Consider the following 25,333-nt stretch of genomic DNA (forward strand, 5'->3'; position numbering starts at 1 on the left):
CTGACTATAGCATGGCACACAACGAAAAGATTGATATGACAAACCAAGAAGTTGAAGTACTTACTGATGCAACATTTTATGCGGTTGCAGAAAAAACTTTACGTTCTATTGAAGCTTCTTTAGAAGAAGCCTTTCAAAAAACGGATCTTGATTTGGATATATCTCGCCAAGGAGGTAATGTTGTCAATATTCAGTTTGAAGACAAAAGTGTCATTGTTGTAAATACTCAACCGCCTCTTCAGGAGATTTGGGTAGCAGCTAAAGAGGGTGGTTTTCATTATCGTTGGGCCGGCACTTTAGCAAACCCTTTATGGCTAGACACTAAAACAGGAGCTGAACTATTTAGTGAGATCAGCCGTTTATCTAGTCAGCAAGCAAAGACGCCATTGAAAGTGGTCTTTGCTCGCTAAATACTGATACTTTATGTACTTTAATCTAGTGTTTGGGTGCGCCCAAAGGTGGGCATAAATTCAGGGATTACCCAATCGCCATCTTGTTGCGATACTCCTGGAGGAGGCCTACGGTCAACTTCAGGCATACCGTTTAATGCGGTTTTCATATAACGAATCCACATAGGTAGTGCTAGGCCACCACCAGTCTCTCGATCGCCTAAGCTCTTAGGTTTATCAAACCCAATCCACGCGACAGCAACAATGTTTGGATGGTATCCAGCAAACCATGCGTCCATAGATTCGTTGGTAGTACCTGTTTTGCCAGCAATGTCATTTCTAGCAAGCGTTACCCTAGCCGATGCTGCAGTACCAGTTTTAGTAACTTCTTGAAGAAGGCTATCCATTACAAAAGCTGTTCTTGAATCTAAAACTTTTAAGTTGCTATCACCCGCCACTGTTGGAGTGGCTTCAAATAACACATTGCCTTTGGCGTCAATCACTTTGCTAATTAAATAAGGATCGACTCTGTAACCACCATTTGCAAAGACACCATAGCCTGTGGCCAATTGGAGTGGTGTAACAGAGCCCGCGCCCAACGCCATGGTTAGGTAAGGAGGATGTTTTTCCGCTTCAAAACCAAAACGTTGAATGTAATCCTGTGCATAGCGCGCGCCAATTTTTCTAATGACTCTTACAGAAACTAAGTTCTTTGATTTGGCTAATGCGGTACGCATTCTCATATAACCTTCAAACTTACCATCGTAGTTTTTCGGTTCCCACATCTGTCCGCCTGTTTCTAGTCCGCTAATAGATAGGGGGGCGTCATTAATGAGTGTATTGGGCATGATGCCCTTTTCAAGAGCAGCTGCATAAATGAATGGTTTAAATGATGAGCCTGGTTGGCGTTGTGCTTGAGAAACATGGTTGAACTGATTCCTGGCTTGGTCAAATCCGCCAACTAAAGCTCTGATACCACCATCGTGTGTATCTAAAGCGACAAACGCAGCTTCCACTTGAGGCATTTGAGCTAAGGCCCATCTTCCTTCAACTGGAATAACACGAATGATGGCGCCTGGTCTGATTTGTTGTTTAGGTTGGGCTTTATCTGAAAGAGCTACCGCACCTAGTTTTAAGTCTTCACCTCGAATCGTCACCAAATCACCTGTAGCAATCACAGCGCGAATTTGTTTGGGGTCAGCATCAATCACAACGCCAGCTAGCAAGTCATCGCTACTTGAGTGATCACTTAAAGCATCGTCAATAGCTCGCTGTCTTTCAACGTTACCTTCGGGTAATTTGATATAGCCTTCAGGACCACGATATTTATGACGTATCTCATAATCCATGATGCCTTTTCTAACGGCGGCATAGGCGGCTTCTTGCTCAGCTTTGCGAATAGTCGTAATAACTGTCATACCTTGGGTATAAATGCTATCGCCATATTCACTAATTAAAAGTTGGCGCACCATTTCAGAGGCGTAATCAGCTTTGGTTGCAAACTCTTTGCCCACGCCTCTTACATGCAAAGTTTCTGCTAGAGCTGCTTCATATTGCGCAGGTGAGATCATGCGTAAATCACGCATTCTTTGCAAAATATATTCTTGACGAATTTTTGCTCGACGGTAATTAACAACAGGGTTATATGCAGAGGGTGCTTTTGGAAGGCCTGCCAACATGGCTGCTTCTGCGATGGAGATTTCTCTGACATCTTTACCAAAATAAATTTGCGCTGCGCTTGCGAAACCGTAAGAGCGTTGCCCCAAATAAATTTGGTTCATATAAAGCTCAAGAATTTTATCTTTGGAAAGATTGGCTTCAATCTTCCAAGCTAAAAGCACTTCATAAATTTTTCGGCTAAATGACTTTTCGTTGCTTAAGAAAAAGTTTCTTGCAACTTGCATTGTGATAGTTGAGGCGCCTTGAGATAGGTGGCCGCGTAAGTTGGCCAGTGTTGCTCTTAATACACCCCAGTAATCAACGCCCCCGTGTTCATAAAAACGCTCGTCCTCAATCGCGACCACAGCGTTCTTTAGATATTCAGGCATATCTTTAATGGCGACTAGATTGCGACGCTCCTCACCAAATTCTCCGATTAACGCGTTATCAGCGGTATAAATTCTTAGAGGTACTTTGGGTTTGTAGTCAGTGATTGTTTCTAAGTCGGGAAGATTCGGTCTGGCAACGATCAACGCGTAGGCAATGACTAAGCCAATAAGAATTAATCCTGCGCTACCTAAAAAAATACCCCAGCGTACAAAGTGCTCACGCCAATCTTTTGTTTGTCTGCGAGGTTGGTTATTTCCACCTAAACGAGAAGGTGGGCGAACGGGTTGTCTAGGTTGATTCATGTGCCAATTATAGATATAGCTTTATATAAAGTGCGCTCAAATTTATCCGAGAAATAACCCACTAAAGAATCAGAAAAACCCTACAAAAGAATCTTATTTGGCTGATTTTTTTAAAAATGCCTTCTAAGCACAATGGAGGCATGTTTAAAAGATTAATCCATGAGCAATCCTATGATGCAGGGGTTGTGCCAGTTGAGCCTAATAATGACATCAAATCACCGTTTAAGAACACATTTTTAAGCGGTTCTTTAGGAAATGTGCATCTCATTAGTATTTTGATGAGTCTTTTGATTTTTGCAGTATTAGCTTATGCAACTATTGAAGTAACTGCACAGCTTCAAACACTCCAACAAGAGTTATTGGTGATAAATGGGCAAATAAAAAAATTTCGTGTGCAGATGCATGAGTTGGCCCAGCAAAAAACCTTAATGCAGCCATTAAATAAATCATCTAATGATGAGCAAAAAGTAGCCAAAGAAATTGAGCCCCCCACGCATTTGAAATATATGGGTTTATTTAAGTCGGGGGCTACACAAAAAGTCTTGATTGAAATGGAGCAGGGCGGTGTTTTGTTTGCGCAAAACCAAATGATTGATCAGGAGTGGAAGTTAAAAAAGATTCACGAGGACCGTTTGCTTTTGGAGTCAATAACAGGTCAACAAGTAACTATCTATAAAGAGCCAGCAGATGAATAGACGACAAGTGATGACAGGAGCCTTCTTGACTTTGGTACTGCCTCTAACTATTCATGCCAAACAGAATGATGACAAGGTTTCTTTAAATTTTGTTGCCATTCCACTACGGCAACTATTGCAAATATTGGCTGATATGAAAGGTCTGAATCTGGTCATGAGTGAGAAGGTCACAGGAAAGATGACCATTCATATTAAGCAGGCGCCTTGGCAGGAAGTGTTGGATACGATTTTAGCTAGTAGATCTTTGCTAGCCCAGCGGAAGGGCTCTGTTTTGTGGGTAGGCCCTTATGATGAATTAATGGCTCATGAGAAACGACTATTGGAGCGAGGGCAGCAAGCTGAAAAAGTAGAACAAAGTCATTTGGCGCTCAGGCAAATCATGATTGAGGCCAAAATTGTGGAAGCGGAAAGGCGATTTGCTCAGAATTTGGGAGCAAAGTTGGGCTATCAAGCAAAAGGTACCCAAGTAAAGTCGAATTTATCCGCAGGGGGCTTACACGGATTTGAAGCGTCAACAGGTGCTATTGGTTTGCTAGGTAAGCAAGCGACCGAGGCTTTGAATATAGAGCTATCGGCGCTAGAGTCGAATGGTTTAGGCAATATTGTTTCTAATCCGCGGGTGTTGGCTGCTGAAAACAGCCAAGCGTTGATTGAGCAAGGAACAGAGCTGCCTTATCAGTCTTCAGCAGGTAATAGTGGCGCTACCAAGGTTCAATTTAGAAAAGCCAATTTGAGGTTGGAAGTAAAGCCAAGGATTCAGAAAGGCGACATGATTGTTTTAGACGTCGATATTAATAAAGACAGCGTGGGTTTAAAGACGGAGCAGGGGTTTGCGATTGATACTAAGCATGTGAAGACGCAAGTGCTTGTGGAGAGTGGTGGTACTGTGGTTTTAGGGGGTATTTTTCAGGAAGCTGATAGAAAAGATAGTACCCAAGTGCCATTTTTAGGGGAAATCCCAATTTTGGGAGCACTTTTTAAACAAGAGGCAAAATTCAGGGATAAGACAGAATTATTAATTTTTTTAACGCCAACTTTGGTTTCTAGCCAAAAGCCTCAGTAAAATCTTGTTTGTGAACGGAATTCCAGAAAATATCTTTTTAGTTGGAGTTATGGGTGCGGGTAAAACGACCGTAGGGCGTTTGCTTGCCAAAAGACTCAACCGAAAATTTATTGATACGGATGTTGAAATTGAAAAACGTTGTGGCGTACCTATTCCAGTCATTTTTGAAATGGAAGGCGAGGCTGGTTTCCGTAAACGCGAAGCGCAAGTGATTGATGAGCTAACCAAAGAGAAGAATTTGGTTTTAGCCACGGGTGGCGGTGCTGTCATCTTGCCCGAAAATAGAAAAAATTTAAGGGAGCGGGGAACCGTTTTCTACCTTCGTGCGAATCCTCATGAGCTATGGCTTAGAACTCGCAATGACAAAGGTCGTCCACTGTTAAATAACAATGATCCTAAGGGGACATTGGAGAAGCTTTACGCTGTTAGAGATCCTTTATATAGAGAGGCTGCACATCATGTGATTGATACTGGCAAGCCAAGTGTGGCTCAGTTGGTAAATACATTGATGATGCAATTTGAACTATCCACATGAATACACTTCAATTAGATTTAGGCGAGCGCAGTTACCCCATCCATATTGGATCTAATTTAATTGGTCAGGCTGATTTATATAAGAAACACCTGAAAGGTAATTTTTCTGCTGTTGTGACCAATGAGACAGTCGCGAAGTTATATGCTGACACGGTTGTGAAAACACTTGAAGGCCTTGGGCAAAAAGTTCGTTTGATTGTTTTGCCTGATGGTGAAGCGTATAAAACTTGGGAAACTCTACAAAAGATTTTCGATGGCCTGCTAGAAAGTGGCGCTGACCGAAAAGCCACGTTGATTGCTTTAGGTGGTGGTGTGATTGGTGATATGACTGGTTTTGCGGCCGCTTGTTATATGCGTGGCATCCGGTTTATTCAAGTACCAACAACTTTGTTGTCTCAAGTAGATTCATCAGTAGGTGGTAAGACAGGTATCAACCATCCGTTAGGAAAAAATATGGTGGGTGCTTTTTATCAGCCTGTTGCAGTGATTGCTGACCTAGCCACCTTAAAGACTTTGCCTCCTAAAGAATTGGCGGCCGGTTTAGCCGAAGTAATTAAACATGGCGCTATTTTTGATGCGACATTCTTATCTTGGATTGAAAATAACATCCAAGCTTTAAATGCATGCGATCTTGCGGCGATGGAGCATGCTGTACAAAGATCTTGTGAAATTAAATCAAGTGTTGTGGCACAAGATGAGCGTGAAGGTGGTTTGCGCGCCATCCTTAATTTTGGCCACACTTTTGGTCACGCTATTGAGTCTGGTATGGGTTATGGCGAATGGTTGCATGGTGAGGCTGTTGGATGCGGCATGGTTTTAGCAGCAGATCTTTCGGTTCGTTTAGGTTTATTAAAAGCAGAGGATGCTAAAAAGCTTAAGGACATCATCGCGCAGCTCAACTTGCCAACACAACCCCCTAAATTTGGCGTCGCTAGGTATATGGAATTAATGGCCATCGACAAAAAAGCCGAGGGTGGTGAAATCAGATACATTCTTTTAGATGGTATTGGAAAATCTAAAATTCAAGCGGTAGATGATGAGTTGGTTGCCCAAACATTAATAGCAACTGGTGCCGCTTAAAGAGAAGTAATGAATCTAGCCAGCTACGCAGCGAAACTTGAAGCATCATTAGGACGCCTCCATGCGGAGCCAGTAGAGCCAACTCAATCAGGACGTAGTCCATTTCAGCGCGATAGAGATCGCATCATTCATTCGACGGCGTTTCGTCGTTTGGAATATAAAACTCAGGTTTTCCTCAATCACGAAGGGGATCATTTTCGAACCCGCTTAACGCATAGTCTTGAAGTGGCTCAAATAGCTAGAGCGGTTGCTAGAAGGCTCGCTTTAAATGAAGATTTAGTCGAGGCGATTTCTTTAGCCCATGATTTGGGGCATACGCCTTTTGGGCATGCGGGCCAAGATGCATTAAATGAGTGTATGAAACCTTACGGTGGTTTTGAGCACAATCTACAAAGTCTTTGGGTAGTTGATTTCTTAGAAGAGCGCTATGCGCAGTGGAATGGTCTTAATCTTTCTTTTGAAACTCGGGAAGGCATCTTAAAGCACTGTTCTAAAAAGAATGCTGAACAATTGGGTGCGTTGGGAGAAAGATTTCTATTGGGTAAGCAACCAAGTATGGAGGCGCAGTTAGCTAATTTTGCCGATGAGATTGCTTATAACAATCATGATATTGATGATGGTATTCGTTCGGGGTTGTTAACCATTGAACAAATGGAAGAGGTTGCTCTTTGGCGTACTCAAAAAAATCAAGTTAGCCAGCTATATCCTCAATTGAATGGGCGCCGCTTGGTTTATGAAGTGGTTAGAAGGATTATTCATGTGTTGGTTGATGATCTTGTGAGGGAAACTCAGAAGAGGCTTCATCAATATCAACCCAAGAGCATGGATGATGTGAGAAATATGCCAGCTTTAGTAGGTTTCTCGGAAGAGATTCGTGCTCAAGCGACGGAGATGAAGCGTTTCTTATTTAAAAACTTATATCGTCATCCTCAAGTGACGCAGGTAACGCAGGATGCAGCAGATATGGTGAGAGCTTTGTTTAATCATTACCATGTAACGCCCAATGCTTTACCGGAAGGATTTCGGACGGAAGATTCTCTGGAGCGACGAATTGCCCATTACATTGCTGGTATGACCGATCGTTATGCGGCAAAAGAGTTTAAGAAAATTAGCCAAACTAATTAATCTATAGAATTCACACATGGCTCGCCTACCGCGCTTAGTTCTAGCTGGACATCCGATGCACATCATGGTGTGCGGCAATAATCGTCAGCAAATTTTCTTTGATGATGCCGAAAAGCGTTCTTATCTTGAATGGTTAAGAGACGCTGCTCGTGAAAATGAATTATTGATACATGCTTATGTGTTGATGCCTAACCATGTTCATATCTTGGTTACCCCTAAAAATGACTTAAGTGTGTCTAGGACGATGCAATCAGTAGGTAGAAGATATGCCCAACTTTTTAACCAAAACCACCAAAGAACTGGGACTATTTGGGAGGGTAGATTTAAATCTTGCCTCTTAGAGCCAGAATCTTTTTTCTTGTTAACCCAAAAATTTATTGAATCAAATCCTGTTCGATCAGGCTTGGTTCAAAAATCGGAAGATTGGCCTTGGTCTAGTTATCGACATCATATTGGTTCTGAAACTATTTCTTGGGTATCTGATCACTCTTTATATTGGGCTTTGGGTAATACGCCTTTTGAGAGGCAGTCTGCTTGGCAACGATTTGTTATTGACTCATTCAATAAAGAGCAAATAGAGACAGTAAGTAGCCACTTACTAAAAGGATGGCCTCTTGGTAACCCTTCCTTTTTAAAACAAATAGCTGGAAAAGTGGCTCGTCCAGTAGCAAAAAGAAGACCTGGAAGACCTATAAAGGAAACGGTAGCCATTTAATTTTGCAACATATTGGTGCATGATTGCCCCCATTTTTATCTACTCTGTCCCTAATTTATTAATTAAATAATCTTACGTCTATTAAATTAGGGACAGACACCTATTATTTTATATTGCATCCACACGGGTAATCCCCTATAGTGCTCAAAAACCCCAAAACATTTAGGGGAAACAAGTCTCTGCTTGCAGAGGTTAGCGATTACTTACCTAGGGAATTTTCCGTGACTACTTCGCCTTCATTGCGCCCAGCTGCGCAAGGTCTATATGACCCAATTAACGAACATGATGCCTGTGGTGTGGGCTTTGTTGCACACATCAAAGGCAAAAAGAGCCATGACATCGTTACTCAAGGTTTAAAGATTCTTGAGAACATCGATCACCGTGGCGCGGTTGGTGCCGATCCTCTAATGGGTGACGGCGCGGGTATTTTGATTCAGATACCTGACCAGTTCTACCGTGAAGAAATGGCTAAACAAGGTGTGACTTTGCCACCAGCCGGTGAGTACGGCGTTGGTATGGTGTTTATGCCAAAAGAAAGCGCATCGCGTTTGGCATGTGAACAAGAATTAGAGAGAACGGTTCGTATTGAAGGGCAAGTTGTATTGGGCTGGAGAGATGTGCCGGTTGATATCAATATGCCTATGTCGCCAACAGTACGTAAAACAGAACCAGTAATTCGTCAGATTTTCATTGGTCGTGGCCGCGACATCATGACAACGGATGCGCTAGAGCGTAAGTTGTATGTGATTCGTAAAACAGGTAGTCACGCGATTCAAGCGTTGCAATTGCAACATGGTAAAGAGTATTTCGTGACATCGATGTCAGCCAGAACCGTAGTTTATAAAGGTCTGTTATTAGCAAACCAAGTGGGTGCTTATTACGAAGATCTAAAAGACCCGCGCGTTGTTTCTGCATTGGCATTGGTTCACCAACGTTTCTCAACAAATACATTCCCAGCATGGGAATTGGCTCACCCATACCGCATGATTGCTCATAACGGTGAGATCAATACCGTTAAAGGAAATGTTAACTGGATTAATGCGCGTACAGGTGCGATTAGCTCACCAGTATTGGGCGATGACTTACAAAAATTATGGCCATTGATTTACCCTGGTCAATCAGATACAGCGAGTTTCGATAACTGTTTAGAGTTGTTGGTGATGGCTGGTTACCCAATGGCTCACGCCATGATGATGATGATTCCAGAGGCGTGGGAACAACATACATTAATGGATGACAATCGTCGTGCTTTCTATGAATACCACGCTGCGATGATGGAGCCATGGGATGGTCCTGCCGCAATTGCATTTACAGACGGACGTCAAATTGGCGCAACATTGGACCGCAATGGTTTGCGTCCAGCTCGTTACTATGTAACGGACGATGATTTGGTCATCATGGCTTCTGAAGCCGGCGTTTTAACTTTCCCAGAAAATAAGATTGTTAAAAAATGGCGCTTACAGCCAGGCAAGATGTTCTTGATCGATATGGAACAAGGTCGCATCATTGATGACATTGAACTAAAAGATTCTCTTGCTAAAGCTAAACCATATAAGAGTTGGATTGATGCGGTACGCATCAAGCTAGATGAGATTGATGTTACTTCTGCCGATGTTAAAGCTGAAGCGGAAAAGGCACGTCCAGCGGTGAGTCTTTTAGATCGTCAGCAAGCTTTTGGCTACACACAAGAAGATTTGAAGTTCTTGATGGCGCCGATGGCTCAGTCAGGTGAAGAGGCGATTGGTTCTATGGGTAACGATAGCCCATTGGCTGTTTTATCTAATAAGAACAAAACGCTTTATAACTACTTCAAACAATTATTTGCTCAAGTAACCAATCCACCAATCGATCCGATTCGTGAAAACATGGTGATGTCTTTGGTGTCATTTATTGGTCCAAAGCCTAACTTGTTGGATACAAATAACATCAACCCACCAATGCGTTTGGAAGTGGCTCAACCAGTCTTGGATTTTGATGATATCGCTAAGATTCGTCATATTGAGCATTACACAGGTGGTAAGTTCCGTTCATACGAATTAGATATTTGCTATCCAGCTGCTTGGGGTAAAGAAGGTGTTGAGGCGCGTTTGGCTTCATTGTGTGCCGAGGCTGTTGATGCCGTGAAATCTGGCTACAACATTTTGATCGTGAGCGACCGTCAGGTGGCTGCTGATCATGTGGCAATTCCAGCATTATTAGCAACTTCAGCAATTCATCAACATTTAGTTGAAAAAGGTTTGCGTACAAGCACTGGTTTAGTTGTTGAAACCGGTAGCGCACGTGAGACACATCACTTCGCATTGTTAGCAGGTTATGGTGCGGAAGCAGTTCACCCGTACTTGGCTATGGAAACTTTGGTGGATATGGCCAAAGGTTTAAGTGGTGATTTGTCTGCAGAAAAAGTTGTTAAAAACTTTACTAAAGCAGTGGGTAAGGGTTTACAAAAAGTGATGTCTAAGATGGGTATTTCTACATACATGTCTTATACAGGCGCGCAGATTTTTGAAGCAATCGGTTTATCAAAAGATTTAATCGACAAATACTTTAAAGGTACAGCTTCAAACGTGGGCGGTATTGGTGTGTTTGAGGTGGCTGAAGAAGCTTTGAAGATTCATAGCTTGGCATTTAGTGCTGATCCAACATTAACTAATATGTTAGATGCTGGTGGTGAGTACGCTTTCCGTATTCGTGGTGAAGACCACATGTGGACACCAGATTCAATTGCCAAGTTACAGCATTCAACACGTCAAGGCCCAGAAAAGGGTGGTTACCAAACATATAAAGAGTACGCCAATATCATTAATGACCAAAGTAAGCGTCATATGACATTGCGTGGCTTGTTTGAGTTCAAGATTGACCCAAGTAAAGCAATTCCGTTGGATGAAGTTGAATCTGCAAAAGAAATCGTTAAACGTTTTGCTACAGGCGCGATGTCTTTGGGTTCTATTTCAACTGAAGCGCATGCAACTTTGGCGATTGCCATGAACCGTATTGGTGGTAAATCAAATACAGGTGAAGGTGGTGAAGATAACAAGCGTTACCGTAATGAACTAAAAGGTATTGCTATTAAGAAAGGTGAAACACTTTCTAGCATTATTGGTGAAGATATTATTCAAGCCAATATTCCTTTGAATGAAGGCGATTCATTACGTTCTAAGATTAAACAAGTGGCCTCTGGTCGTTTTGGTGTAACTGCTGAGTACTTAACATCTGCTGATCAAATTCAGATCAAGATGGCTCAGGGCGCTAAGCCAGGTGAAGGTGGTCAGTTGCCGGGCTCTAAGGTGTCTGATTACATCGGTAAGTTGCGTTATTCAGTACCTGGTGTTGGTTTGATTTCTCCTCCGCCACACCACGACATTTACTCTATTGAAGATTTGGCGCAGTTGATTCATGACTTGAAGAACGTTAATAGCCAAGCTGATATTTCAGTGAAGCTCGTGTCTGAAGTGGGTGTGGGTACAGTTGCTGCTGGTGTTGCTAAAGCCAAGGCTGATCATGTGGTGATCGCTGGTCATGACGGTGGTACAGGTGCATCACCATTATCATCTATTAAACATGCTGGTAGCCCATGGGAATTAGGTCTTGCTGAAACTCAGCAAACATTGGTTCTGAATGGTTTACGTAGCCGTATTCGTGTTCAAGCAGACGGTCAAATGAAGACTGGTCGTGACGTGGTCATTGGCGCGTTATTGGGCGCCGATGAATTTGGTTTTGCGACAGCACCATTGGTTGTTGAGGGTTGCATCATGATGCGTAAGTGTCACCTCAATACATGTCCTGTAGGTGTTGCGACACAAGACCCAGAATTACGTAAAAAATTCTCTGGTAAACCTGAACATGTTGTGAATTTCTTCTTCTTTATCGCTGAAGAGGCTCGCGAGATCATGGCTCAATTAGGTATCAGAACGTTTGATGAGCTAATTGGTAGAACAGAGTTCTTGGATACGAAGAAGAGCATTGAGCATTGGAAGGCTCGTGGTTTAGATTTCACGAAGATTTTCCAATCTCCGAATGTTGAAGCGAATGTACCTCGTTTCCAAGTAGAAACTCAAGATCACGGTTTGGCAACAGCGCTTGACCATACATTGATTGAAAAATCTAAAGTGGCCCTTGAAAAAGGCGAGCGCGTATCGTTTATTCAACCAATTAAGAACGTGAACCGTACGGCTGGTGCGATGTTGTCTGGTGAAGTGGCTAAGCGTTATGGTCATGAAGGTTTGCCTGAAGACACCATTCATATTCAGTTAAACGGTACAGCAGGTCAAAGTTTTGCCGCTTTCTTAGCGCATGGCGTAACAATGGACTTGGTTGGTGACGGTAACGACTATGTTGGTAAAGGCCTTTCTGGTGGTCGCGTGATTGTTCGCGCTCCGCATGAATTCCGTGGCGATACTGCGCAAAACATCATTGTGGGCAACACAGTTCTTTATGGTGCTATCGGTGGTGAAGCATTCTTTAACGGTGTGGCTGGTGAGCGTTTTGCTGTGCGTAACTCTGGTGCGATTGCTGTTGTTGAAGGCACCGGCGACCATGGTTGTGAATACATGACTGGTGGCACAGTAGTTGCGCTTGGTTTGACAGGTCGTAACTTCGCTGCTGGTATGAGTGGTGGTGTTGCATATGTTTATGACGAAGATGGTTTATTTGCTAAACGTTGCAATACATCTATGGCAACTTTAGAGCCAGTTTTGACTCAAGCAGAACAGCAAGCTAAGTTACCCAAGTCTGAATGGCATGCACCGGTGAATGTTAAAGAAGGTGGTGAGCGCTTGGCAGACGAAGTTATTTTGAAAAACTTGGTTGAGCGTCATTTCAAACACACTGGTTCAGAGCGTGCAAAAGCAATTTTGGCGAATTGGGATCAATCGCGCGCACGTTTTGTCAAAGTATTCCCTACTGAATACAGACGAGCTTTGGGTGAGCTTTGGGAGAAATCTCAAGGTAACAAACAAGCCGCTTCTGTTTAAAACATATAGGTAAAAAGAATAAAGGATTAGCTATGGGTAAGGTTACTGGATTCATGGAATTTGAGCGCCTCAGCGAGCATTACGAGGAGCCTAAGAAACGCGTTAAGCACTACAAAGAATTTGTGATGGCTTTAACGGATGATGAAGCCAAGATTCAGGGCGCGCGTTGTATGGACTGCGGCATTCCATTTTGTAATAACGGTTGTCCGGTTAACAACATCATTCCTGACTTCAATGACTTGGTTTACAACCAAGACTGGCAGCAGGCGATGGAAGTATTGCATTCAACTAATAACTTCCCTGAATTTACAGGGCGCATTTGTCCAGCGCCATGTGAAGCTGCTTGTACATTAGGTATTCATGAACTACCTGTGGGTATCAAATCAATTGAACATGCAATTATTGATAAGGCATGGACAAATGGTTGGGTAAAACCACAAGTGCCAAGTAAAAAGACTGGCAAGAAAGTGGCGATTGTAGGTGCGGGTCCTGCTGGTATGGCAGCTGCGCAACAATTGGCACGTGCTGGTCACGATGTCACTCTATTTGAGAAAAATGATCGTGTTGGTGGTTTATTACGTTACGGTATTCCTGACTTCAAAATGGAGAAGGGTTTAATTGATCGTCGCGTTGAGCAAATGAAGGCTGAAGGCGTCAAATTTGAAACAGGTGTATTTGTTGGTAAAGATGCCTTGGATTCTTACATTAAGAATTACTCTAAAAAGACAGTAAGCCCTGAGCAACTTCAAAAAGATTTTGATGCGGTTGTTATTACGGGTGGTGCAGAGCAACCACGTGACTTACCAGTGCCTGGACGTGAATTAAGTGGTGTTCATTATGCATTAGAGTTCTTGATTCCTCAGAATAAAGAAGTTGCTGGTGACAATAAGAATGAAATTCGCGCAGATGGTAAACATGTCGTGGTAATTGGTGGTGGCGATACAGGTTCAGACTGTGTTGGTACATCAAATCGTCATGGTGCCGCATCTGTTGCGCAGTTTGAATTAATGCCTCAGCCGCCTGAGCAAGAGAACAAACCATTGGTTTGGCCATATTGGCCAACTAAGTTGCGTACATCTACTTCACATGATGAAGGTTGTGAGCGTGACTGGTCAGTTGCCACAAAGCGTTTTGAAGGTAAAAACGGCAAGGTTGAGAAATTGATTGCTGTTCGTCTTGAATGGAAAGACGGCAAAATGCAAGAGATTGCTGGCAGTGAGTTTGAAATGAAGGCGGACCTTGTGCTTTTAGCGATGGGCTTCGTTTCTCCAGCGCAACAAGTTCTAGACGCTTTCGGTGTGGAAAAAGATAACCGTGGCAATGCTAAAGCTGGCACGGAAGGTAATAAAGCTTATTACACCAATGTGCCTAAAGTATTTGCCGCTGGCGATATGCGTCGTGGCCAGTCTTTGGTTGTTTGGGCTATTCGTGAGGGTCGTCAATGCGCGCGTTCCGTTGACGAGTTCTTAATGGGTAGCAGCGTATTGCCTCGTTAATACCCCCATATTTCTAAGACATTGATACACTGCCACTATGAGTTCAATAGAAAACATAGTGGCAGGTTCATTTAAAGACGTGAATCAAACAGCTTCCATCGTATCTCTAAAAGATGTTGACTTCTCCTATGCTCCTGGAGAGCGTACGATTTTGTCCGGCTTAAATATGGAGTTTCCGCGAGGCAAGGTTGTTGCTGTTATGGGAGGCTCCGGCTGTGGCAAGACCACTATCTTGCGCTTAATTGGCGGTCAGGTGAATGCTCAAAAAGGACAAGTTCTTTTTGAGGGTCAAGATGTGGGCGCAATGGCCAATCAAGAATTGATGGCAATTCGTAGACGCATGGGGATGTTGTTTCAGTTCGGCGCACTTTTCACAGATATGAGTGTTTTTGAAAATGTGGCGTTTCCATTAAGAGAACACACCCATCTTTCTGAAGAAGTTTTACGTGATTTAGTTTTAATGAAACTTAACGCGGTCGGTTTGCGTGGTGCAAGAGATTTGATGCCTTCTCAAATATCAGGAGGTATGGCAAGACGCGTGGCTCTAGCTAGAGCGATTGCTTTAGATCCACCGTTAATTATGTACGATGAGCCATTTGCCGGTTTAGACCCTATCTCATTGGGTATTACAGCTAGACTTATCAAAGATATGAATCAGGCTTTGGGCGCCACTAGTATTTTGGTGACCCATGACATTCCAGAAACATTTGAAATTGCTGATTATGTTTATTTCATTGCTAATGGAAAAATTGCTGCAGAGGGAACGCCTGCTGATTTAGAAGCTTCCTCTGATCCATTCGTAAAACAGTTTGTTTCAGCAAACCCTGATGGGCCAGTGCCATTCCATTACCCAGGGGCTTCTTTGTCAGAAGATTTCGGGGGTCGCGTATGAATCTAGTGATCAATACGTTAGCGGGCTTAGGCGCTTTTGTCCGAGGAAATCTTACTGGTTTAGGTTATGCCACACGCATGTTCTTGACGATTATGCGCCGCTCGGTATTTTTATTAAAGCGCATACGCTTAGTAACAGATCAAGTTCATTTTGTTGGCAATTACTCTTTTGTGATTATTGCCGTGTCAGGTTTATTCGTAGGTTTTGTTTTGGGCTTGCAAGGTTATTACACCTTGAATCGTTATGGCTCGGAGCAAGCATTAGGTTTATTGGTGGCACTTTCTCTCACAAGAGAATTAGGTCCTGTTGTAACGGCACTTTTATTTGCCGGACGTGCAGGCACATCATTAACAGCAGAAATTGGCTTGATGAAAGCTGGTGAGCAGTTAAGCGCTATGGAAATGATGGCAGTCGACCCATTAACGCGTGTTATTGCTCCAAGGCTTTGGGCAGGCATTATCGCTATGCCAGTATTGGCTGCAATCTTTAGCGCGGTAGGCATCATGGGTGGTTATTTGGTGGGCGTTCCCTTGATTGGTGTTGATGATGGGGCGTTTTGGTCACAAATGCAGGCTGGTGTTGATGTCATGAAAGATATCGGTAACGGTGTTGTAAAGAGTATGGTGTTTGGGGTGGCGGTGACATTCATAGCCTTGTATCAAGGGTATGAGGCGAAGCCAACTCCAGAGGGGGTTGCTAGAGCAACTACCAGAACTGTTGTTATTGCTTCATTAGCAGTTTTAGCATTAGATTTCCTTTTAACTGCAGTGATGTTCTCAAACTGATAAAGTCTTATAGAATTCATAAATAAAATGAAAAAACAATCACTAGATATTTGGGTAGGACTATTGGTGGCCTTGGGGCTTTTAGCCTTATTGTTTCTTGCGCTAAAAGCTGGAAATATGAGTGCTTTTACTTTCCAGCCAACCTATCAGGTTAGCGCACGCTTTGACAATATAGGTGGTTTGAAACCAAGAGCGCCAGTTAAGAGTGCTGGGGTGGTAGTTGGGCGTGTAGCGGAAATTCGTTTTGATGATCAGACATATCAAGCAACTGTGATTATGAATTTGGAAGACCGTTATAAGTTTCCTAAAGACAGTTCAGCAAAAATTTTGACCTCAGGTTTATTGGGTGAACAATATATCGGTTTGGAAGCTGGCGGTGATATGGATATGATTGCTCAAGGCAGCAAGTTAACTCAAACGCAGTCAGCTATTGTTTTAGAAAATTTGATTGGCCAATTTTTATATAACAAGGCATCTGATGGCGCACCATCAGACAAGAGTAAGTAAAAATAAAGATCAAATAAATAACATCACAAAATATGAAATCATTGATACATCACTTATATAAGGCAATCATCCTTGTGATGGTGGTGATGCTTGGGGCATGTGCTACGACGCAGCAGAATGAGCGCGTGGCGCGTATTGACCCTTTGGAACCAATGAATCGGGCCGTATTCACCTTTAATGAAAATTTAGACCAATACCTTGTTAAGCCTGCTGCTGAGGCTTATAAATTTGTTATGCCAGATGCTGTTCGTAGGGGCGTCACTAATTTCTTTAGCAATATTGGCGATATTTTTGTTGCAGCTAATAACTTGTTGCAAGGAAAGCCAAAGGAAGCAACCAGTGATATTGGTCGCTTCTTAGTGAACTCTACTATCGGTATTTTGGGTCTTTTTGATGTTGCTACTGATATAGGTCTAGATAAGCATGCCGAAGATTTCGGTCAAACCATGGGTGTTTGGGGTGTGTCGGATGGTCCTTATGTGGTTTTGCCATTTTTTGGCCCGAGCACGGCGAGAGATACAGTTGGTTTAGCGGTTGATTTGAAGACAGACTTTGTTCTTAATACCAATCAGTTAAATTCAGACGAGAAGCTTGGTGTGACGGCTTTAAGGGTTTTAGATCGCCGCGCCAACTTATTGGATGCTGGCCAGCTACTTGAAGATGCGGCTTTTGATAAATATAGCTTCTTGCGAGATTCTTATTTACAACGTCGTCGCAACCAGATTTATGACGGTGATCCGCCACCTTTAGGCGATTAATCGCTCCAGCTTCGACTTCAGGGCTTAATACCTTACAATTTGGGTATTACATTAATTAGTAGAAATAATATATGCGTAGGCAGCTTTTAAAGACTATTTTGTTTTCTTCATGCGTTTTTTTAAGCATGAGTTCTGCGTTTGCACAAACACCCGATACAGCAGATGGTTTGGTGAAATTTGTTGTGGAAGATGTGATGACGACCATCAAGAACGACAAGGCTATTCAATCGGGTGATTTGAGAAAAATTAATGCTCTAGTAGATCAAAAAATTTTGCCGCACAGTAACTTTCAAAAAACGACTCAATTAGCAATGGGTCGCAATTGGTCGAAAGCGACGCCTGCTCAGCAAGCATTAATTACCCAAGAATTTAAAAGTCTTTTAATCCGTATTTACGGTGGCGCTTTAGCTCAAGTTAAAGATCAGAAAATTCAATACAAACCTTCTCGTGCTGCTGCCGATGATACGGATGTCATTGTTAGAACAGTTGTGATTGGTCGAGGGGACCCTATTCAGTTGGACTATCGTGTTGAAAAAACCGCTAATGGTTGGAAGGTTTATGACATCAATGTGTTGGGTGCTTGGCTAGTCGAGTCATATCGCAACCAATTTAATGACCAGATCAGCAAAGGCGGGGTTGAGGGTCTGATCCAGTTTTTGCAACAACGTAATAGTGCTTTGGCAGCCGCAAAATAATTTATGACGGCTATTTATCAACTTCCACGATCCATTGAGCACAACAATGTTGAGGAAGTATTAACTCAAGTTGTTAAAGCGCTTTCACCCTTGGCAGCGCAGGAAACTTTAGTTATTGATTGCCAAGCTTTAACGGTCTTTGATTCAAGCGCCTTAAGTGCATTATTGGCAATCAAGCGACGCGCGTCTGAGAAGACTATTCAAATTCAGATACAGGCTGTGCCTGAGAAATTAGCTAGTTTGGCCAAGGTATATGGCTTAGCAGAGATAGTGCTTGCATGAGTGCCATAGAATTTAAAAACCTACGAAAAGAATACGGCACATTAACGGCTTTAGATGGCGTTAACCTTCAAATAGAAGAGGGTGAGTTTTTTGGTTTATTGGGCCCCAATGGTGCTGGAAAAACTACACTGATTTCTATTTTGGCGGGATTGTGTCGACCAACTAGCGGTAGTGCCGAAGTGATGGGGCACGATGTTCAAAAAGAATTTCGCATTGCTAGACGTTTATTAGGTATTGTTCCGCAAGAGTTGGTTTTTGATCCATTTTTTACCGTTAGAGAAACTTTAACATTTCAGTCTGGATATTTCGGCGTTAAAAATAACGGCGATTGGATTGATGAAGTGCTTTTTAATTTAGGCCTTTCTGATAAAGCCAATGAAAATATGCGTGCCTTATCAGGTGGTATGAAGCGTCGTGTTTTGGTGGCGCAAGCTTTAGTTCATCGTCCGCCGGTAATTGTTTTAGATGAGCCAACTGCTGGTGTGGATGTGGAATTGCGTCAGTCCTTGTGGAAATTCATTGGGCGCCTCAATCAAGAGGGACACACGATTGTTTTGACCACTCATTATCTTGAGGAAGCGCAGGCTTTGTGTAATCGCATTGCGATTCTGAAAAAAGGACGTGTGGTCGCTTTAGATACCACAGCTAATTTATTAGCACGAGTTAAAAATCCGCATGCGGCAGATGGTGATTTGGAAGATGTATTCATGCAAATCATGAATGAGGAGAAAACTTCATGATGCGCCAAGAATCATTTAGCACGATGAGCAGTTTTTACGCGCTTTTTTACAAAGAGGTTAAACGTTTTTGGCGCGTTAGTTTTCAAACGGTAGCAGCACCAGTATTAACAGCGCTTTTATATCTCATGATCTTTGGACATGTGCTGGAAGATCATGTGAAGGTTTACAACACCATCAGCTATACCGCTTTCTTGATACCTGGTTTGGTGATGATGAGTATTTTGCAGAACTCTTTTGCTAATACTTCTTCTTCTTTGATTCAGTCAAAGGTGACGGGTAATCTTATTTTTGTTTTATTGGCGCCACTTTCTCATTTTGAATTTTTCTCCGCATATGTTTTGGCGGCTATTGTGAGGGGTGTTGTCGTAGGTTCGGGCGTGTTCTTGGCAACCTGCTGGTTTACCAATATGAGTTTCGCTTTTCCTTTGTGGATTATTGTTTTTGGCTTAATGAGCGCAGCAGTGCTGAGCGCATTGGGTTTGATTGCCGGCATTATTTCTGAAAAATATGATCAGTTAGCCGCATTCCAAAATTTCTTCATCATGCCTGCAACGATGTTATCTGGTGTTTTCTATTCAATACACTCGTTGCCAGATATTTGGTTAAAGGTGTCGCATTTCAATCCATTCTTTTACATGATTGATGGATTTAGATATGGATTCTTTGGTGCTTCAGATGTTTCACCTTGGTGGAGTCTAGCTGTTATTGCTGCGTTCTTTATAGTTGTTGCCGGCATTGCTATGCGTATGCTTTCAACAGGATATAAGTTGCGTTACTAAACTGAAGACAATCAAAACAAAAAATCAAAAAACTAAACAAGCAAACTAAATACACACAATACTGACTATGTTGCCAACACCAGAGCAAATAAAAGAATATATCGCCAATGGGATTGCTTGTTCTCATGTGGAAGTTGAGGGTGATGGACAACACTTTTTTGCCACGATTGTGAGTGATCAGTTTGAAGGCTTGAGACTCGTGCAAAGGCATCAGAAGGTTTACGCTGCTTTAGGCGACCGCATGAAATCAGAAATACATGCTTTGTCATTTAAGGCACTAACGCCAGCGGAATTTGAAGCAGGTAAATAACAACAAACAGATAGTTTGGAGCGTTGATTGGATAAGTTACTCATACAAGGCGGTAAACCACTGAAAGGTGAGATTGCCATTACGGGCGCAAAGAATGCAGCTTTGCCGATTCTTTGCGCTGGCTTGTTGAGTGCCGAGCCTATTACCTTACATAACCTTCCTGATTTACAGGATGTGCGTACGATTATCAAAATCTTGGCCCAGATGGGATTGAAAGTAACTTTCCCTAACCCGCAAGATCGTTCAGTAGTTATTTTGGATGGTTCGGATATTCATACGCCGGAAGCCTCTTATGATTTAGTTAAAACCATGCGTGCTTCCATCTTGGTTTTAGGACCGTTGCTGGCGCGTTTTGGTACAGCTAAAGTTTCTTTGCCGGGTGGTTGCGCTATTGGTGCGCGCCCAGTAGATCAACACATTAAGGGTCTTAAGGCGATGGGTGCTGATATCCATATTCAGCATGGTTACATTGAGGCGAAGTTTGGCAAAAATCCAAACGCGCTTGTGGGCGCTCGCATTTTGACAGACATGATTACTGTCACGGGTACAGAAAACCTTTTGATGGCGGCTGTATTAGCTGAAGGCGAAACTATTTTAGAAAATGCAGCAAAAGAACCAGAAGTAACGGACTTGGCAGAGTTGTTAGTTAAGATGGGTGCAGATATCAAAGGTGTTGGTACGGATCGTTTAGTGATCAAGGGTGTGAAGCGCTTACATGGTGCTGAGCACAGCATTATTCCCGATCGTATTGAAACTGGTACTTTCTTGTGTGCTGCCGGTGCCATGGGTGAGATTGGTGCGGACTTGATGATTAAGAATGCTCGTCCTGATACCTTAGATATCGTGATTGATAAGTTAAAAGAAGCAGGCCTTCGTATTGAAACAGGTCCTGATTGGATTCATGTGCAGATGAATCAACGACCTAAAGCGGTCAGCTTTAAAACTTCAGAATATCCAGCGTTCCCAACAGATATGCAGGCTCAGTTTATGGCGATGAATGCTGTGGCTACCGGAACATCTCGCGTGACTGAAACCATTTTTGAAAATCGCTTTATGCATGTTCAAGAATTAAATCGCTTGGGCGCAGAAATTGTGATTGAAGGTAATACGGCCATGACAGAGGGTGTTCCTAATTTGTCAGGTGCTACAGTGATGGCTACGGATTTAAGAGCTTCGGCTAGTTTGGTGATTGCAGGCTTAGCGGCTGAAGGTGAGACCTTGGTCGATCGCATTTATCACCTAGACCGGGGTTACGACCAAATGGAAAAAAAATTAGCGGCAGTAGGCGCTAACATCACTCGCGTGAAATAATAGAGCTATGTCTAATATGTTGACCTTGGCCCTTTCAAAAGGGCGCATCTTTGATGAAACCTTACCTATGTTGGCTAAGGCGGGGATTACTGTATCTGAAGATCCTGAAAGTTCTAGAAAACTTATTCTTCCTACATCTAGCCCAAATTTACGCGTAATTATTGTGCGCGCTTCTGATGTGCCAACTTATGTTCAGTATGGCGCTGCTGATTTTGGCGTCGCTGGTTACGATGTGTTGGCTGAGCACGGCATGGATGGTTTATATGCGCCAATCGATTTAGGCATTGCTAAGTGCCGTTTATCAGTTGCTGTGCGAGAAGGTTTTGATTACGCCAGCGCTGTAAGACAGGGTGCGAGATTGCGCGTGGTGACTAAATATGTTGAGCAAGCGCGTGAGCACTTTGCTAACAAAGGTGTGCATGTTGATTTAATCAAGCTTTACGGTTCAATGGAATTAGGCCCATTAGTAGGTCTTGCTGATGCCATCGTTGACTTAGTTTCAACAGGCAATACTTTAAAAGCGAATCAGTTAAAAGAAGTTGAAGTGATTAGCCAGATTAGTTCACGCTTGGTCGTTAATCAGGCGGCATATAAGCGCCGTCGTGAAGAATTAGCGCCCATCTTGGATGCTTTCTCAAAAATCTAAATCATGAGCGCTTGCCCAGTCCGTAGATTAAATAGTCAAAGTGCTGATTTTCAGCAAGCACTTAAAAAGCTATTGGCATTTTCTGCGGAAGATGATGCTGCTATTGAAGCTGCTACGGCAAAAATTTTGGTGGATGTGCAAAGACGTGGCGATGCTGCTGTTTTAGAGTACACCCAAAAATTTGATCGTTTATCGTCAGACCAAGCGAAATCTATTAAAGCTTTAGAGTTATCAAAAAATGAATTATTGTCAGCTCTAAATAGTTTGCCTAAAGACCAACGTGCTGCATTAGAAGCTGCTGCTGAGAGAGTTAAGAGTTACCACGAGCGTCAGAAACAAGAATCAGGTTGTCATAGTTGGGATTATGCGGATGCTGATGGTACGCGTTTGGGCCAAAAAGTAACGCCACTTGATCGTGTGGGCATTTATGTGCCTGGTGGTAAAGCTGCTTATCCATCTTCTGTATTGATGAATGCTATGCCTGCCAAAGTGGCGGGTGTTGGTGAAATCATCATGGTGGTGCCAACGCCTGACGGCGTGCGTAACCCGTTGGTTTTAGCTGCGGCTGCCGTTGCGGGTGTTGATCGTGCTTTTACGATTGGTGGTGCGCAAGCGGTAGCTGCTTTGGCCTATGGCACAGAAACCATTCCTGCTGTAGATAAAATTGTTGGTCCGGGTAATGCTTATGTGGCGGCTGCCAAACGTCGTGTATTTGGCACGGCGGGCATCGATATGATTGCTGGCCCATCTGAAATTTTGGTTTTATGTGATGGAAAAACAAATCCTGATTGGGTGGCGATGGATTTGTTCTCTCAGGCAGAGCATGATGAATTAGCTCAATCGATTCTGTTGTGCCCTGATGAATCTTTCATGAATCAAGTTCAGGCAAGTATTGATAAATTTTTGCCAGAAATGCCAAGGCAGGCGGTTATTAAAAAGTCCTTGCAAGATCGTGGTGCGATGATTCTGGTGAAGGACATGCAAGAAGCTTGCGAGATTGCTAATTCAATTGCCGCAGAGCATTTGGAAATTTCTGCAGAAAACCCTCGTCAGTGGGCTGAGTTGATTCGTCATGCAGGCGCTATTTTTATGGGTCCTTACACGAGTGAGTCCTTGGGGGATTATTGTGCTGGCCCTAACCACGTATTGCCAACCATGAGAACAGCTCGTTTCTCATCACCTTTGGGTGTTTATGACTTCATCAAGCGTTCTAGCATGATTGAAGTGAGTGATGCGGGTGCGCAAAATCTTGGAAAGATTGCGAGCACCTTGGCCCATGGCGAAGGTCTGCAAGCGCATGCGCGTGCTGCAGAACTTAGACTTAAGAAGTAATTAAGTCTAAGTAATAAAAATAATCAAAAAAGCCAGAAACTAATTCGAAAGCAATCAAGCAGATTATTTAAACAATAATCTCTTTGAGTGCTTGCACCAATGCTTTGCATTCTTGATTGGTACCGATGGTAATTCTTAAGTGTTGATCAATACGAGGTAGTTTGAAGTGACGAACAATAATATGTTTTTCACGTAAACGTGCCGCTATTTCTGCAGCATCTTTCTGAGGGTGTTTTGTAAATACAAAATTGGCTGCTGATGGCACTGTTACAAATCCCAGTTTATCTAGATCTGCCACTAGATTTTTTCTGGTGTCGATAACAGCAGCGCTTATTTTTTGTAAGTAGGCTTTATCTTCAATAGAAGCTACTGCACCTGCCATAGCAAGTTTATCGATGGGGTATGAGTTAAAGCTATTCTTTACTCGTTCAAGTGCTTCAATTAAATCAGGGTGGCCAATTGCATAGCCCACTCTGAGGCCAGCTAGCGCGCGTGACTTTGAAAGTGTGTGCACCACAAGTAAATTGGCGTATTGATCGACTAAAGAAACAGCCGAGTCGGTTCCAAAATCAACATAAGCTTCATCAATAACAACAACGCTATCTTTGTTGCCTTGAAGCAATTTTTCTATTTGAGCTTTAGTGAGTGCTTTTCCTGTGGGAGCATTGGGGTTGGGGAAAATGATGCCCCCATTTTTACCCTGGTTAAATGAGAGGTAATCATCAATCTCAATGGAGAAATCTTCCGTTAGAGGAATGTTCTGAAAAGAAACTTGATATAGATTGCAGTAAACAGGATAGAAGCTATAAGTAATATCCGGGAACAAAATGGGAGCTTCGTGCTTAAGTAAGGCTAAAAATGCATGAGCAAGTACTTCGTCTGAGCCATTACCAACAAAAACTTGATTGGCTTTTACTTGATAGTTGCTAGCAATAGCTTGTTTGAGACTATCGGAGTTAGGGTCTGGGTATAGGCGTAAAGAGTCATTATTGGCGCCAGCAATTGCGGCAATTGCTTTAGGCGATGGCCCATAAGGGCTCTCATTGGTATTGAGTTTGATGAGTTGGCTTAATTTAGGCTGCTCCCCTGGTACATAGGGGGTTAAGTTTTTTACAGTTTCACTCCAAAAACGACTCATCTTTTACGCTTACTTTCCTCAAAACATAAATTTTAGGACAAATTCTTTATAAATCAGGCTCTTTGACAGAGTACCACGGGTGGAATTTCACAAAGAGGGTGATATTATGACGGTATGCGTCAAGTAGATGTCACACGAAACACCTCGGAAACCCAAATTCAGATTGCCATTAATTTAGATGGCACGGGTAAAGCTCAACTTAATTCAGGCGTTCCTTTCTTGGATCACATGCTCGATCAAATTGCCCGTCACGGCATGATTGATTTAACTGTGACCGCAAAAGGCGATACGCACATTGATGACCACCATACCGTTGAAGATGTGGGTATCACGTTAGGTCAAGCGATTGCGAAGGCTGTTGGCGATAAAAAAGGTATTACTCGTTATGGACATTCTTATGTGCCATTAGATGAGACTTTATCGAGAGTTGTGATCGATTTTTCTGGTCGCCCAGGTTTAGAGTTCCACGTGCCGTTTACGCGTGCACGCGTAGGTGACTTTGACGTGGACCTCGCTATTGAATTCTTCCGCGGTTTTGTTAATCATGCAGGCGTTACGTTGCATATTGATAACTTGCGCGGTATTAATGCTCACCACCAAATTGAGACGGTATTTAAGGCCTTTGGCCGTGCTTTGCGCATGGCTTTAGAACTTGATCCGCGCGCTAGTGGTGTGATCCCTTCTACAAAAGGTAGTTTGTAAGCAACCCTGCCTCGCTAACTTTAAGTATTTAGGTTCGT

The 25,333-nt window shown here is 42.9% G+C and carries 24 protein-coding genes; 22 read left to right on the forward strand and 2 right to left on the reverse strand.

Annotated elements, in window-relative coordinates; all coding sequences use genetic code 11:
• The first annotated feature begins 11 nt into the window (after positions 1 to 11).
• Entirely contained in the window at positions 12 to 410 is a 399-nt protein-coding gene (cyaY, locus tag ICV01_RS00475; protein WP_251369356.1) for an iron donor protein CyaY, read from the forward strand.
• Positions 411 to 430: 20 nt separating this feature from the next.
• Here the strand turns inward: cyaY and ICV01_RS00480 are convergent, their stop codons facing one another.
• Positions 431 to 2,740, reverse strand: a complete 2,310-nt coding sequence (locus tag ICV01_RS00480; protein WP_215287729.1) for a penicillin-binding protein 1A — start codon at positions 2,738 to 2,740, stop codon at positions 431 to 433.
• A gap of 140 nt (positions 2,741 to 2,880) precedes the next feature.
• Here ICV01_RS00480 and ICV01_RS00485 point away from each other — a divergent pair, with 140 nt between their 5' ends.
• From ICV01_RS00485 to hisD, 20 genes are all read left to right on the forward strand, one after another.
• Entirely contained in the window at positions 2,881 to 3,435 is a 555-nt protein-coding gene (locus ICV01_RS00485; protein WP_215287730.1) for a hypothetical protein, read from the forward strand.
• Positions 3,428 to 4,498, forward strand: a complete 1,071-nt coding sequence (locus ICV01_RS00490) for a type II and III secretion system protein (RefSeq protein ID WP_215287731.1) — start codon at positions 3,428 to 3,430, stop codon at positions 4,496 to 4,498. The genes ICV01_RS00485 and ICV01_RS00490 overlap by 8 nt, the downstream gene beginning before the upstream one ends.
• A 10-nt stretch (positions 4,499 to 4,508) precedes the next feature.
• Positions 4,509 to 5,033 (forward strand): shikimate kinase, encoded by a 525-nt coding sequence (locus ICV01_RS00495; protein WP_305848911.1) that lies wholly within the window; start codon positions 4,509 to 4,511, stop codon positions 5,031 to 5,033.
• Positions 5,030 to 6,112, forward strand: coding sequence for a 3-dehydroquinate synthase (aroB, locus tag ICV01_RS00500; RefSeq protein WP_215287732.1), 1,083 nt, complete (start codon positions 5,030 to 5,032; stop codon positions 6,110 to 6,112). The genes ICV01_RS00495 and aroB overlap by 4 nt, the downstream gene beginning before the upstream one ends.
• Positions 6,113 to 6,121: 9 nt before the next feature.
• A complete protein-coding gene (locus ICV01_RS00505) occupies positions 6,122 to 7,237 on the forward strand; it encodes a deoxyguanosinetriphosphate triphosphohydrolase (RefSeq protein WP_215287733.1) in 1,116 nt (371 codons plus the stop codon).
• A gap of 16 nt (positions 7,238 to 7,253) precedes the next feature.
• On the forward strand, positions 7,254 to 7,952 hold the full coding sequence (locus ICV01_RS00510) for a transposase (protein ID WP_215287734.1): 699 nt from the start codon (positions 7,254 to 7,256) through the stop codon (positions 7,950 to 7,952).
• Between the two features lie 221 nt (positions 7,953 to 8,173).
• On the forward strand, positions 8,174 to 12,922 hold the full coding sequence (locus ICV01_RS00515; protein ID WP_251369357.1) for a glutamate synthase-related protein: 4,749 nt from the start codon (positions 8,174 to 8,176) through the stop codon (positions 12,920 to 12,922).
• 32 nt (positions 12,923 to 12,954) lie between these two features.
• Positions 12,955 to 14,418, forward strand: coding sequence for a glutamate synthase subunit beta (locus ICV01_RS00520; RefSeq protein WP_215287735.1), 1,464 nt, complete (start codon positions 12,955 to 12,957; stop codon positions 14,416 to 14,418).
• Positions 14,419 to 14,455: 37 nt separating this feature from the next.
• Positions 14,456 to 15,310 (forward strand): ABC transporter ATP-binding protein, encoded by an 855-nt coding sequence (locus ICV01_RS00525; RefSeq protein WP_215287736.1) that lies wholly within the window; start codon positions 14,456 to 14,458, stop codon positions 15,308 to 15,310.
• On the forward strand, positions 15,307 to 16,095 hold the full coding sequence (gene mlaE, locus ICV01_RS00530; RefSeq protein WP_215287737.1) for a lipid asymmetry maintenance ABC transporter permease subunit MlaE: 789 nt from the start codon (positions 15,307 to 15,309) through the stop codon (positions 16,093 to 16,095). The genes ICV01_RS00525 and mlaE overlap by 4 nt, the downstream gene beginning before the upstream one ends.
• 27 nt (positions 16,096 to 16,122) lie before the next feature.
• Positions 16,123 to 16,602 carry an outer membrane lipid asymmetry maintenance protein MlaD gene (mlaD, locus tag ICV01_RS00535; RefSeq protein ID WP_215287738.1) on the forward strand — a complete coding sequence of 160 codons (480 nt, stop codon included), beginning with the start codon at positions 16,123 to 16,125 and terminating at the stop codon, positions 16,600 to 16,602.
• A 32-nt stretch (positions 16,603 to 16,634) separates the two neighbouring features.
• Complete coding sequence (locus ICV01_RS00540; RefSeq protein WP_215287739.1) at positions 16,635 to 17,360, forward strand: VacJ family lipoprotein; 726 nt, start codon at positions 16,635 to 16,637, stop codon at positions 17,358 to 17,360.
• Between the two features lie 125 nt (positions 17,361 to 17,485).
• Entirely contained in the window at positions 17,486 to 18,055 is a 570-nt protein-coding gene (locus ICV01_RS00545; protein WP_251369358.1) for a phospholipid-binding protein MlaC, read from the forward strand.
• A 3-nt stretch (positions 18,056 to 18,058) separates the two neighbouring features.
• Complete coding sequence (locus ICV01_RS00550; RefSeq protein ID WP_215287741.1) at positions 18,059 to 18,337, forward strand: lipid asymmetry maintenance protein MlaB; 279 nt, start codon at positions 18,059 to 18,061, stop codon at positions 18,335 to 18,337.
• Positions 18,334 to 19,077, forward strand: coding sequence for an ABC transporter ATP-binding protein (locus tag ICV01_RS00555; RefSeq protein ID WP_215287742.1), 744 nt, complete (start codon positions 18,334 to 18,336; stop codon positions 19,075 to 19,077). The genes ICV01_RS00550 and ICV01_RS00555 overlap by 4 nt, the downstream gene beginning before the upstream one ends.
• Positions 19,074 to 19,856 carry an ABC transporter permease gene (locus ICV01_RS00560; RefSeq protein ID WP_215287743.1) on the forward strand — a complete coding sequence of 261 codons (783 nt, stop codon included), beginning with the start codon at positions 19,074 to 19,076 and terminating at the stop codon, positions 19,854 to 19,856. The genes ICV01_RS00555 and ICV01_RS00560 overlap by 4 nt, the downstream gene beginning before the upstream one ends.
• Before the next feature lie 67 nt (positions 19,857 to 19,923).
• Entirely contained in the window at positions 19,924 to 20,166 is a 243-nt protein-coding gene (locus ICV01_RS00565; protein ID WP_215287744.1) for a BolA family protein, read from the forward strand.
• Between the two features lie 27 nt (positions 20,167 to 20,193).
• Positions 20,194 to 21,477 carry a UDP-N-acetylglucosamine 1-carboxyvinyltransferase gene (gene murA, locus ICV01_RS00570; protein ID WP_215287745.1) on the forward strand — a complete coding sequence of 428 codons (1,284 nt, stop codon included), beginning with the start codon at positions 20,194 to 20,196 and terminating at the stop codon, positions 21,475 to 21,477.
• 7 nt (positions 21,478 to 21,484) lie between these two features.
• Positions 21,485 to 22,123, forward strand: a complete 639-nt coding sequence (hisG, locus tag ICV01_RS00575) for an ATP phosphoribosyltransferase (protein ID WP_215287746.1) — start codon at positions 21,485 to 21,487, stop codon at positions 22,121 to 22,123.
• 3 nt (positions 22,124 to 22,126) lie between these two features.
• Positions 22,127 to 23,455: a histidinol dehydrogenase gene (gene hisD / locus ICV01_RS00580; protein ID WP_215287747.1), complete on the forward strand. Its 1,329-nt coding sequence runs from the start codon at positions 22,127 to 22,129 to the stop codon at positions 23,453 to 23,455.
• Positions 23,456 to 23,522: 67 nt separating this feature from the next.
• Here hisD and hisC read toward each other — a convergent pair whose 3' ends face one another.
• Positions 23,523 to 24,593 carry a histidinol-phosphate transaminase gene (gene hisC, locus ICV01_RS00585; protein WP_215287748.1) on the reverse strand — a complete coding sequence of 357 codons (1,071 nt, stop codon included), beginning with the start codon at positions 24,591 to 24,593 and terminating at the stop codon, positions 23,523 to 23,525.
• A gap of 114 nt (positions 24,594 to 24,707) precedes the next feature.
• Between hisC and hisB the strand changes: the two genes are divergently transcribed.
• Entirely contained in the window at positions 24,708 to 25,295 is a 588-nt protein-coding gene (hisB, locus tag ICV01_RS00590; protein ID WP_215287749.1) for an imidazoleglycerol-phosphate dehydratase HisB, read from the forward strand.
• Positions 25,296 to 25,333: the final 38 nt, after the last annotated feature.

Source organism: Polynucleobacter sp. MWH-Spelu-300-X4 (genome assembly GCF_018687515.1).
Taxonomy (GTDB): Bacteria; Pseudomonadota; Gammaproteobacteria; order Burkholderiales; family Burkholderiaceae; genus Polynucleobacter.